This is a genomic window from Marivita geojedonensis (genome assembly GCF_002115805.1).
Lineage (GTDB): Bacteria > Pseudomonadota > Alphaproteobacteria > Rhodobacterales > Rhodobacteraceae > Marivita > Marivita geojedonensis.
Genome location: NZ_JFKC01000012.1, coordinates 54,286 through 66,077, shown reverse-complemented (window position 1 = coordinate 66,077; position 11,792 = coordinate 54,286). Strand labels below are relative to the sequence as shown.

Below are 11,792 nucleotides of genomic sequence, written 5' to 3'. Positions count from 1 at the left end.
GTACGGATACAGGCAGGCTTTCTGGTTCCGCAACCAAATAGTCTGTCCGGCAGGGGGCCGTCACCAGCGAAACGAGGTGTGCGATTGGATAACGGATCGAAACTTCTGGATGAACTGAACGACCGCTCGCGGGAGGTGTTCCGCAAGGTGGTCGAAGGGTACCTCCTGAGCGGTGAACCAGTAGGCTCACGAACACTGACCCGGACGCTTGATGAAAAGGTATCTGCTGCGACCATCCGGAACGTGATGCAGGATCTGGAGTTCCTCGGATTGCTCGACAGTCCACACATCAGCGCCGGGCGTGTGCCGACACAGCTCGGGTTGCGGATGTTTGTCGATGGTTTGCTTGAGGTCCGCGACCTCGATCAGGACGATCGTCAGAAAATCGATGCAACGGTGACAAGCAACAGTCAGGACGTTGCAACGATTCTCGACCGGGTCGGTTCAGCCCTGTCCGGGGTCACTCAAGGTGCATCGCTTGTTCTTACTCCAAAGCACGAAGCGGCGATCAAACATATCGAATTCGTTCCGGTTGCCGGAGATCAGGCTCTGGTCGTACTGGTGTTTGCAGATGGACATGTCGAGAACCGTCTGTTCACGCCACCACCCGGCCAGACGCCAAGCTCCATGCGGGAAGCCGCAAACTTCCTCAACGCGTTGGTAGAAGGCAAAACCCTTGCCGACCTGCGCCGCACGATCAAGGACGACATCGCCCGAAAGCGACAGGAGCTTGATGCTCTGGCCGCGACACTGGTCGAGCAGGGATTGGCCATCTGGGATGATCAGGCCGACACCTCTGGTCGGTTGATTGTCCGTGGGCGGTCGAACCTTCTTGCTGAGGATGCCCACGCAGGCGAACTTGACCGGATCAGAGAGCTGTTCGACGACCTTGAGCGGAAGCGTGACATTGCCGAATTTCTCGAACTGACCGAGCAGGGCGACGGTGTGCGCATTTTTATCGGCTCTGAGAACAAACTTTTCTCACTTTCGGGTTCCTCTTTGGTGGTGTCTCCATATATGAACGCTGATCGTAAAATTATCGGTGCGGTGGGGGTCATTGGCCCGACACGGCTCAACTATGGACGGATCGTGCCGATTGTAGACTACACCGCGCAGCTCGTCGGGAAACTCCTCGGCGACCGCAACCAAGGGTAACGAGATGGCGGAAACGGATCACACAAAGGATTTTCTCGACAGCCTGGCCGAGGCTGAGGCAGAGGAAAACGAAGCGTTGGAGGAAGAGATCAGCAACGAGGAAGCTGAAATCGACGCTCTGCGCGCAGAGCGGGATGATCTGAAAGACAAATTCATGCGTGCGCTGGCCGATGCCGAAAACGCACGCAAGCGGTCCGATAAGGATCGTCGTGAGGCACAGCAATATGGTGGATCGCGTTTGGCGCGGGATCTGCTGCCGGTCTACGACAACCTGCAGCGCGCATTGGCTGCGATCCCGGAAGAACAGCGCGAATCCTCAAAGGCGCTGATTGAAGGTGTTGAGCTCACCATGCGCGAACTGCTGAACGTGTTTTCGAAACACGGTGTTCAGGCGATCAAGCCCGAAGTCGGAGACAAGTTCGACCCCCAGAAACATGAAGCGATGTTCGAAGCTCCGGTGCCTGGCACCACAGCAGGTGAGATCATTCAGGTTTCGGCGGAAGGATTCATGCTGTTCGATCGTCTGCTGCGCCCGGCGCAGGTCGGCGTCAGCTCAATGCCGAAATCGTGAACTAGTCGTCCTGAAGAAGCGCTTTCAGGTTATACAGAGCCTGAAGTGCCTCTATCGGAGTCATTTCATCGGGGTGCAGATCTTTGATCTGCGCCTCGATTTTGCTTTCAGCGGCTGGTTTGACTGGTTGCGGCGCATTGGCGACCGCTGAGAAGAGCGGGAGGTCGTCAATCAGGGCTTTCGGTGACGTGTTCTCGCGTTCGCCTTTCTCCAATGCGTCCAGAACAGATCGTGCCCGCGTGATGACTGCGGGTGGAAGACCGGCGAGCTGAGCCACTTGAACACCGTAGGATCGATCCGCCGCGCCATCGCGGACTTCGTGCAGAAAAATCACCTCTCCATCCCACTCCCGCACAGCCACCGTGGCGTTTTTCACACCGTCGAGCGTGTTCGCGAGTGTGGTCATCTCGTGATAATGCGTCGCAAAGAGCGCGCGAACCTTGTTGACGGATTGCAGGTGTTCCAACGTCGCCCAGGCGATAGAGAGGCCGTCATAGGTGGCGGTGCCGCGTCCGATTTCGTCAAGGATCACCAGCGCGCGGTCGTCTGCCTGGTTCAGGATCGCGGCGGTTTCGACCATTTCCACCATGAAGGTTGACCGTCCACGCGCAAGATCGTCTGATGCACCGACGCGGCTGAAGATCTGGCTGACCACTCCGATATGTGCGGACTTTGCGGGAACGTAAGACCCAATCTGCGCCAGCAGGGCGATCAGGGCGTTCTGCCGAAGGAATGTCGATTTACCGGCCATGTTCGGGCCGGTCAGAAGCGTGATCGCGGCTTTGTCGTCCTCTGCTGAGAGGCTACAGTCGTTGGCCACAAATCCGGTACCGCCTTGCGCCTTGAGTGAGCGTTCGACAACGGGGTGACGCCCGCCTTCGATGTCAAAGGCACGGCTGTCGTCAACGATTGGCCGGCACCAATCCAGATCGGTCGCAAGGTCGGCCAGCGCGGTTGCGAGATCGAGTTCGGCCAATCCGCTGGCCAATGCGTTGAGTGCTGCCTGATGGTCAAGAATTGCGCGACTTAAGGTGGCATAGAGCCGCTTTTCGATCTCAATCGCCTCACCGCCCGCGTTCAGAATCCGCCTCTCGAGTTCGGACAGTTCGACAGTGGTGAACCTGATTTGGTTCGCCGTTGTCTGGCGATGGATGAAGGTCTCATTCAGTGGCGGGGCCATCATCTTTTGAGCATGGGTCGACGTGGTCTCGATGAAGTAGCCCAGCACATTGTTGTGCTTGATCTTGAGTGAGGACACGCCGGTCATCTCGGAATACTGCGCCTGAAGCCCCGCGATCACGCCGCGCCCTTCGTCACGCAGTTTTCGCGCTTCGTCCAGGCCGTCGTCATAGCCGGGTGCGATGAACCCACCGTCACGTGCAAGCAGCGGCGGTTCTGCAACAAGCGCGTCGTCCAGAAGGGCGGCAAGCTCGGCGTGGCCGGTGCAGGAGGATACGGCGCTGCGCAGGATTTCGGGGAGATCATGTGTCTCTAACACAGCCGAAATCGCCTCGGCTTGCGCCAATGCGTTGCGGATTGCCGCCATATCACGCGGCCCGCCGCGATCAAGGCCAAGCCGGGACAAGGCGCGGTCCACATCGGGCACGCGTTTGAGGACGTCGCGGACCTGACGGGCGGTCATCGGATCGGAAATGGCCCAGGTGATCGCATCCTGACGATTACGGATCACGGTCAGGTCGCGCGAGGGCGTGGAGACACGCCGCTCCAAGAGCCGGGCACCACCGGCCGTTGCGGTTCGGTCGATCACGGACAGCAAGGAACCGGCACGCCCACCTTGCAGCGAATGGGTCAGCTCGAGGTTGCGCCGTGTTGCCGCGTCGATCTGCATCGAATTGCCCAGCTTTTCCTGCTGCGGCGGCCGCAACAGGGGCAGGCGTCCTTTCTGCGTGAGATCGAGATATTCGATCAGCGCGCCCAATGCCGACAGCTCGGGACGCGAGAAGTGACCAAAGGCATCCAGGGACGACACGCCGAACTGTTGGGTCAGACGGGCGGTGGCACCGGTCGAGTCGAAGGTGGATTTGCCAAGGATTGTCGGCTCGAGCCCCAGATCATCAAGGACACCGGACAGAGCGTCGTCCGTACCTTCGGCCATAAGGATCTCTGACGGCAAGAGCTGTGCCAATTCCGGACCGACGCGGGCCAGCGACAGGGGCAGCACGTGCAGCGCGCCGGTTGAAATGTCGGTCCACGCAAGTGCCCAATCGTCTCTGACACAGGCCAAAGCGGCCAAAAAGTTGTGCCGCCGCGCTTCCAGCAGCGTTTCCTCGGTCAGCGTACCGGGCGTGACCAGACGCACCACGTCGCGTTTAACGACAGACTTGGACCCGCGCTTTTTCGCCTCTGCCGGGCTTTCCATCTGTTCGCAGACTGCGACGCGAAACCCCTTGCGGATGAGCGTCAGCAGATAGCCTTCGGCGGCATGTACCGGAACGCCGCACATCGGGATGTCGTCCCCGTCGTGTTTGCCGCGTTTGGTGAGCGCGATGTCCAACGCTTCGGCTGCAGCAGCAGCGTCGTCGAAGAACAATTCGTAAAAATCGCCCATGCGATAGAACAATAAAGCATCCGCATACTGGGATTTTATTTCCAGATATTGCGCCATCATGGGTGTGACGGGTGATTTATTCGCGTTCACAAGCTTCCCCTTGGTGCTTTGGCGTGACATTAAGGCGACCGACCCGGGTGGAAAACCCGATTTTGACGTATGAGGCCTCTGACGCATGTCCAACCCGAAATACACCCGCGAAGAAGCGCTTGCCTTCCATCTTGAACCGACCCCTGGCAAATGGGAGGTGCAGGCCACCGTCCCGATGACCACGCAGCGTGATCTGTCGTTGGCCTATTCCCCGGGCGTCGCCGTTCCGTGCGAAGACATCGCGAAAGACCCCGGTCTGGCCTACGACTACACCAACAAGGGCAACCTCGTTGCGGTTATTTCGAACGGGACGGCGGTTCTGGGTCTGGGCAATCTGGGTGCGCTGGGATCGAAGCCGGTGATGGAAGGGAAGTCCGTCCTCTTCAAACGGTTTGCGGATGTGAATTCCATCGACATCGAGTTGGATACCGAAGACCCCGATGAGTTCTGTAAGGCGGTGCGTCTGATGGGGCCGACCTTTGGCGGGATCAACCTTGAGGACATCAAGGCGCCGGAGTGTTTCATCATCGAGCAGCGTCTCAAGGAAGAGATGGCTATCCCGGTCTTTCACGATGACCAGCACGGCACGGCGGTGATCTGTGCGGCGGGTTTGCTGAACGCGCTGCATATCTCGGGCAAGAAGATCGAGGATGTGAAGATCGTTCTCAACGGTGCTGGTGCCGCCGGTATTGCCTGCATCGAACTGCTCAAGCGGATGGGTGCGCGTCACGAGAACTGCATCGTCGCGGACACCAAGGGTGTGATCTATCAGGGTCGGACCGAGGGCATGAACCAGTGGAAATCTGCGCATGCGGTCAAGACCGACGCGCGCACGCTGGAAGAGGCGATGGTCGGTGCGGACGTTTTCCTTGGGGTGAGTGTCAAAGGAGCCGTGACGCAGGACATGGTGCGGTCGATGGCGGACAACCCGGTGATTTTCGCGATGGCGAACCCGGACCCCGAGATCACACCGGAAGAGGCGCATGAAGTGCGGATGGATGCCATTGTCGCAACCGGACGCAGCGATTATCCGAACCAGGTGAACAACGTTCTGGGCTTCCCATACCTGTTCCGGGGGGCGCTCGACATTCACGCGCGGGCAATCAATGACGAAATGAAGATAGCTTGTGCCGAGGCGCTGGCTGAACTGGCGCGCGAGGATGTGCCGGACGAGGTGGCTCTGGCATACGGAAAAAGCCTGAGTTTCGGGCGGGATTACATTATCCCGACGCCCTTCGATCCGAGACTGATTCACCGCATTCCGCCTGCTGTGGCGAAGGCGGGCATGGACACAGGCGCTGCACGGCGGCCGATCATTGATCTGGATGCCTACGAAGAGTCGCTGAAATCAAGAATGGACCCGACGGCCAGTATCCTGCGCGGGATCAACGCGCGGGCGCGGTCAGCACAGGCGCGGATGATTTTTGCCGAGGGGGACGACCCTCGCGTGTTGCGCGCAGCAGTGATGTATCAGCGGTCGGGTTTCGGCAAAGCACTGATTGTCGGGCGCGAGGCCGATGTGAAGACCAAGCTGGAAGAGGCTGGTCTGGGTGATGCGGTGCGCGAGATCGAAGTCGTCAACGCGGCCAATACCCAACACCTTCAGCGTTACAAGGACGTGCTTTACGGCCGTTTGCAGCGCAAAGGTTACGACCACCAGGATATCCACCGCCTTGCGGCGCGGGACCGTCACGTTTTCAGCGCGCTGATGCTCCAACAGGGGCATGGCGACGCACTTGTCACAGGCGCGACACGCAAATCGGCGCATGTGATGGAACTGATCAACCATGTGTTCGATGCGGATGCGTCACATGGGGCGGCAGGTGTGACGGCGCTTTTGGTCAAGGGACGTATTGTCCTGATCGCGGATACGCTGGTTCATGAATGGCCGGATGAGGAGGACCTGGCGAACATCGCGGAGCGGGCCGCTGAGGTTGCTCGGCTGATGGGGCTTGAGCCACGCGTGGCGTTTGTGTCGTTCTCGACCTTTGGCTACCCCGTTTCGGAGCGGGCGGAAAAGATGCATATCGCGCCGCGTGTTCTCGATCGGCGCGGAGTCAATTTCGAGTACGAAGGCGAAATGACCGTCGATGTGGCGCTGAACCGCAATGCGCAGAAGTTCTACCCGTTCCAGCGGTTGACCGGACCCGCGAATATTCTGGTTGTGCCGGCGCGCCACTCTGCGTCGATTTCGGTCAAATTGATGCAGGAAATGGCCGGGGCGACGGTGATCGGGCCGATCCTTGCCGGTGTGGACAAGTCGATTCAGATCTGTTCGACCTCGATGACAGCGCAGGACATCCTCAACATGGCGGTTTTGGCGGCCTGCAAAGGGCGGTAAGACATGACGGTTTTCAATCTCGGCTCAATCAATGCGGACCTGTTTTATCAGGTTCCCCATCTATTGGCGCCGGGAGAGACACTGGCCTCGACCGAACACAGCCGCGGGCTTGGCGGCAAGGGCGCGAACATGTCGGTCGCTGTTGCCCGTGCTGCCGTGCGGGTTGTTCATATCGGGGCGGTTGGGCCAGATGGGCGCTGGGCGGTGGATCGGCTTCTGGAATACGGCGTCGATACGCGTCACATCCTCGAAATCGACGTACCCACGGGACACGCCATCATTATGGTCGACGATCATGGCGAGAACGCGATTGTTCTGTACCCAGGGGCAAATCGGGCCTTAACAGAGACACATATTTCGGCGGCCCTCGGTGAAGCAACCGACGCGGACACGTTTCTTTTCCAGAACGAGACGTCATGTCAGGTAGAAAGTGCCCGACTGGCTTCGGCGCGCGGACTGCGCGTTGTGTATGCGGCCGCGCCCTTTGACGCATCCGCTGTTGAGGCCGTACTGCCCATGCTGGATATGCTGGTCATGAACGCGGTTGAGGCCGAGCAATTGACCAAGGCGACGGGGATCGCGTTGACGGATCTCCCGGTCAGGGATGTGATTGTGACACTCGGCGGTGACGGGTGCCGCTGGATCAATACGGACGACGGAACGGATCGGACCTTTCCCGCGATCCCAGTTACGCCTGTCGATACAACGGGTGCTGGCGATACTTTCACGGGATATCTGGTGGCCGGTCTGGACCGTGGACTGCCGATGGAACAGGCCATTTCGCTTGGTCAGCAGGCCGGGGCGATCATGGTGACCCGTCATGGCACAGCAGATGTCATCCCTGACCTCAAGGATGTGCAGGACGCCCGGCTGGGTTAATTCGCGACAAATGGCGCATCGGCGCCCCAAAGCTCTTTGATACGAGCATCGCGACCACAGCCTTTGCGGTAGCGCTTGTAGGCGTCTTTCTGCGAAATCGCGCCAAAGCGGGTCAGTACGCGATTTGTGCCTTTGAAGTAATCCTGATGGTACCCCTCCGCAGTATAGAAAGGTTTGGCGTCCAGGATCGGGGTCACGATTCTTTGCCCGAGTTCGGCTTGTGCGGCGGCCTTCGCGGCTTCTGCATCGGCACGTTCCGCAGCATTGGTGACGAATATCGCGGTTGCATAGCTCTGACCGCGGTCACAGAACTGTCCGCCTGCATCGGTTGGATCAATGGAGCGGAAGAACAGATTATAAAGCTGGGATCGGTCGATCACCGCGCTGTCATAGCTGATCTTTACCGCCTCATAATGACCAGTGCCGCCACGTGTTACTTGCTTGTAAGTCGGATTTGCCACGGTACCGCCAGTGTAACCGGAAACAGCATCCTTGACGCCGCGCACACGCTCAAAATCCGCTTCGACACACCAGAAGCACCCTCCCGCGACAATGATCTCGCGGGTTTCGCCTGCCTCAGCCCGGGCGGCGTTGATAAACGTCCCCGCGAGGATCGAGAGGAAAAGCAGGGCAGGGCGCGCGCGGCGAAGCAGTTTCATGGTGGTCTCCTCGGCTTTGGGATCATCCTGTTCCGAAACAGTCGAGTGGCGCAAATTCGAAACGTCCGTCTCACCAGAAGGTGAGATCGAGTTACCGCTTGCCTGCAAAACGGCAGACGCTACCGTGCCGGCATACATCAAGGAGAGCCGGACATGAGAGTTGCCATGTGGTCGGGACCGCGCAACCTGTCGACGGCGATGATGTACGCATTCGCGCAACGCGCCGATTTCGAAGTTGTCGATGAGCCGTTTTACGGACCCTATCTGCGTCTGACAGGGCTTGATCACCCGATGCGCGAGCAGATCCTTGCAAGCCGGCCGGAAGACGCTTTTGAGGTGGAACAGTCTCTGATTGGATCAATCAAGGATGGCAAGCCGAACGTCTATCACAAGCATATGTGCCAGCACATGATCGAAGGCATACCGCGGGACTTCATGGCGGAGTGCGTGAACGTGTTCTTGATCCGGCATCCGGCGCGGGTGGTTGCGAGTTTTGCCAAAGGGTATCCCGAGTTGACCGCAGAGGATATCGGCTTTGATGCGCAGGCCGATCTGTTCGATCATGTGGTGTCTTTGGGTCAGAAGCCGGTCGTTGTCGACAGTGCGGATATCCGGGAGAATCCGCAGGGAATGTTACAGAAATTGTGTGACGCCATTCGGTTGGATTTTGATCCGGCGATGCTTCGATGGCCGGCAGGTCCAAAACCCTATGACGGGGCGTGGGCGCCGCATTGGTATGGATCGGTCCACACGAGTACCGGATTTGCCGGCCCTGAAGGACCGCTTCCTGAGTTGGCTGGCGAACTTGCGGATCTGGTCGAACGGACGATGCCTGCGTACAGAAAGTTGCAGGCTGAAAAACTCCTCCCGTAGGTTTTTTTCCGACGTCGTGAAACCAAAGTCGATGCGCGTCCGTGTCTGTTTGGGCCAGCAGGGGGAAGCCCTGCTTTCAAACAGGAGACCGAAAATGAAAAATGCTCTTTCAACCTTGGTTTTTGCACTGTCCGCATCTGCGGCAATGGCTGCAGGGCATGCAATGCCCCCGGCTGTCGATGCGATGGATCAGGATATGTCCGGAGGCACCGTCACCGCCGCAACCGTAGTGGCGCCGGCAAATGGTTGGCTGGTTGTGCATCGCACCGATTCCGAGATGAAGCCCGGCCCGGTGATTGGGTATGCGCCAATCAAGGAAGGTGAGAATGCGAATGTGACAGCTATCCTTCAGGAGAATGTGGGTTCCGGGGAGATGCTCATGCTTATGGTGCATGGGGAGGACGGCGGAATGTCGACCGGTGTTTTTGAATACACGCTGGGCGCCAAGGAAGACGGCCCAATCCGCGTGGACGACGCGCTGGTTATGACCGTGATTTCCGCGAATTAAAAAGAAAAAGGCCCGCCGATTGGCGGGCCTTTCTGCCTGTTTAGAGATTGTATTATTTCAGGCGACGGTTCCGTGCGGCGAGCAGTTTGAGACGCAGCGCATTGAGCTGGATGAAGCCCTGCGCGTCTTTCTGATCGTACGCGCCTGCGTCTTCCTCAAAGGTGACATGCGCTTCTGAATACAGCGAGTGATCGGACCAGCGGGCAACCGTATTGACCGACCCTTTGTAGAGCTTCACACGAACTGTGCCGGTGACGTGTTCCTGGCTTTTGTCGATAAGGGCCTGAAGCATCTCCCGCTCGGGTGAATACCAGAAGCCGTTGTAGATCAGTTCCGCATAGCGCGGCATGATCGAATCTTTCAGGTGACCCGCACCTGAATCCAACGTGATCTGTTCGATCCCGCGATGCGCCTCAAGCAGAACAGTGCCGCCGGGCGTTTCGTAGATACCGCGCGACTTCATTCCGACGAAACGGTTTTCCACGAGGTCCAGACGGCCAACGCCGTGTTTGCCGCCAAGTTCATTCAGCTTGGTGAGGATCGTGGCGGGTGACATCGCCTCGCCGTTGATGGCTACGGCATCGCCCTTTTCAAAGGTGATCTCGACCATTTCGGGGGTGTCCGGCGCATCCTCGGGGTGGACGGTGCGCTGGTAGACGTAATCGGGTGCTTCCTGCGCCGGGTCTTCCAGCACTTTGCCCTCTGAGGAGGTGTGCAGCAGGTTCGCATCGACCGAAAACGGCGCTTCACCGCGCTTGTCCTTGGCGATCGGGATTTGGTTCTTTTCTGCAAAGTCGAGCAGTTTGGTGCGCGAGCTGAGATCCCATTCGCGCCACGGTGCGATCACCTTGATATCGGGGTTGAGCGCATAGGCCGCGAGTTCGAAGCGCACCTGATCGTTGCCCTTGCCCGTCGCGCCGTGGGACACAGCATCGGCACCGGTTTCGGCAGCGATTTCGACGAGGCGCTTGGAGATCAGAGGACGCGCGATGGACGTACCGAGCAGATACAGACCTTCGTAAAGAGCATTGGCGCGGAACATCGGGAAGACGAAATCGCGTACGAATTCTTCACGGATGTCTTCGATGTAGATGTTTTCCGGCTTGATGCCGAGCATGACTGCTTTTTCGCGTGCCGGTTCCAGCTCTTCGCCCTGGCCCAGATCGGCGGTGAAGGTCACGACTTCGCAACCATACTCCGTTTGCAGCCATTTCAGAATGATCGAGGTATCAAGGCCACCAGAATAGGCCAGCACAACTTTTTTGGGCGCAGACATGGGTTTTCCTTTAACGGGTTTGCCCGGGCGATTACTTGTTTTTCAGAGCAGGGGCAAGAAGTGGCCTTGGAACAGGGTAGGCAAGACAGGAGCGTGGGTGAGATGAAGGGTTGGCAGATTTTCCGACATTCGTTCAATCTGGTGATGGCCAATCTGGATCAGGCGCTGCGCCTGTCACTGGTGCTGTATCTCGTGCAAAGCGCGTACACGGTGTATTCGTTTCTCAATCCGCCCGAGATGATGGATTTCGAAGGCACGCAGGTGCCGGTGATGTCGCCTGAGGTTATCGTTCCCACGATTCTTCTCGGACTTCTTGCGGTTATAGCGAGTCTTTGGATCGCTGTTGCGTGGCATCGCTTTGCCCTGACCGGAGAGAGTGCGGTCGGCTGGGTGCCGCGGTTTCACGGTTCTGCCATCATGGGATATCTTGGCCGGTCCATCATGATCGGTTTGCTGGTCGTTCTGGGTGTGATCGTGGTGTCCATTCCCGTTGGAATTATCTCTATCGGTCTGCCGCCTCTTGCCGGAATCATGTCGCTGATCCTGATCGGTCTGGCCGCGTATCTGTTCTTTCGCCTGGGTATCATGCTGCCCGCAGCGGCATTGGGCGAGAAGCTGACGCTTGGAGACGCCTGGGATGCGACCAAGGGGCAGAGCGGAACAATTCTGACGCTTGCCCTGATCGTTGTTGGCGCAAGCATCGTTGTTCAGTTGCCTTCCTGGTTCAACGATGACCCCGGTTCGGTGATCAACATCGTTTATTCGCTGGTGGTGAACTGGTTCGCTACGATCATCGGTATCTCGGTGCTCACCACGCTTTACGGGCATTTCGTCGAGAACCGTCCCATTGACTGACCGCGTGCGCCCATGC

The 11,792-nt window shown here is 58.5% G+C and carries 10 protein-coding genes; 7 read left to right on the top strand and 3 right to left on the bottom strand.

Annotation, left to right across the window (positions count from 1 at the left end; translation table 11 throughout):
• Positions 1-84 precede the first annotated feature (84 nt).
• Entirely contained in the window at positions 85-1,155 is a 1,071-nt protein-coding gene (gene hrcA / locus MGEO_RS12805) for a heat-inducible transcriptional repressor HrcA (protein ID WP_106299195.1), read from the top strand.
• 4 nt (positions 1,156-1,159) lie between these two features.
• Positions 1,160-1,726, top strand: a complete 567-nt coding sequence (locus tag MGEO_RS12800; protein ID WP_085638280.1) for a nucleotide exchange factor GrpE — start codon at positions 1,160-1,162, stop codon at positions 1,724-1,726.
• 1 nt (position 1,727) lies between these two features.
• Here MGEO_RS12800 and mutS read toward each other — a convergent pair whose 3' ends face one another.
• The gene (gene mutS, locus MGEO_RS12795; protein ID WP_085638277.1) at positions 1,728-4,355 is read right to left on the bottom strand and encodes a DNA mismatch repair protein MutS; all 2,628 of its coding nucleotides are present in this window, start codon (positions 4,353-4,355) and stop codon (positions 1,728-1,730) included.
• Between the two features lie 115 nt (positions 4,356-4,470).
• Here mutS and MGEO_RS12790 point away from each other — a divergent pair, with 115 nt between their 5' ends.
• Positions 4,471-6,726, top strand: a complete 2,256-nt coding sequence (locus MGEO_RS12790) for an NADP-dependent malic enzyme (protein WP_085638274.1) — start codon at positions 4,471-4,473, stop codon at positions 6,724-6,726.
• A gap of 3 nt (positions 6,727-6,729) precedes the next feature.
• Entirely contained in the window at positions 6,730-7,605 is an 876-nt protein-coding gene (locus tag MGEO_RS12785; protein WP_085638271.1) for a ribokinase, read from the top strand.
• On the opposite strand, the gene msrA is transcribed toward MGEO_RS12785, so the two are convergent.
• On the bottom strand, positions 7,602-8,264 hold the full coding sequence (gene msrA, locus MGEO_RS12780) for a peptide-methionine (S)-S-oxide reductase MsrA (RefSeq protein WP_085638400.1): 663 nt from the start codon (positions 8,262-8,264) through the stop codon (positions 7,602-7,604). The genes MGEO_RS12785 and msrA overlap by 4 nt on opposite strands.
• A gap of 153 nt (positions 8,265-8,417) precedes the next feature.
• Here msrA and MGEO_RS12775 point away from each other — a divergent pair, with 153 nt between their 5' ends.
• Positions 8,418-9,137, top strand: coding sequence for a sulfotransferase-like domain-containing protein (locus tag MGEO_RS12775; protein ID WP_085638268.1), 720 nt, complete (start codon positions 8,418-8,420; stop codon positions 9,135-9,137).
• A 94-nt stretch (positions 9,138-9,231) separates the two neighbouring features.
• Positions 9,232-9,645, top strand: coding sequence for a DUF7282 domain-containing protein (locus tag MGEO_RS12770; protein WP_085638266.1), 414 nt, complete (start codon positions 9,232-9,234; stop codon positions 9,643-9,645).
• A 52-nt stretch (positions 9,646-9,697) separates the two neighbouring features.
• On the opposite strand, the gene MGEO_RS12765 is transcribed toward MGEO_RS12770, so the two are convergent.
• Positions 9,698-10,921, bottom strand: a complete 1,224-nt coding sequence (locus MGEO_RS12765; protein WP_085638263.1) for an argininosuccinate synthase — start codon at positions 10,919-10,921, stop codon at positions 9,698-9,700.
• A 102-nt stretch (positions 10,922-11,023) separates the two neighbouring features.
• Between MGEO_RS12765 and MGEO_RS12760 the strand changes: the two genes are divergently transcribed.
• Complete coding sequence (locus MGEO_RS12760) at positions 11,024-11,776, top strand: hypothetical protein (RefSeq protein WP_085638397.1); 753 nt, start codon at positions 11,024-11,026, stop codon at positions 11,774-11,776.
• The last annotated feature ends 16 nt before the right edge of the window (positions 11,777-11,792 follow it).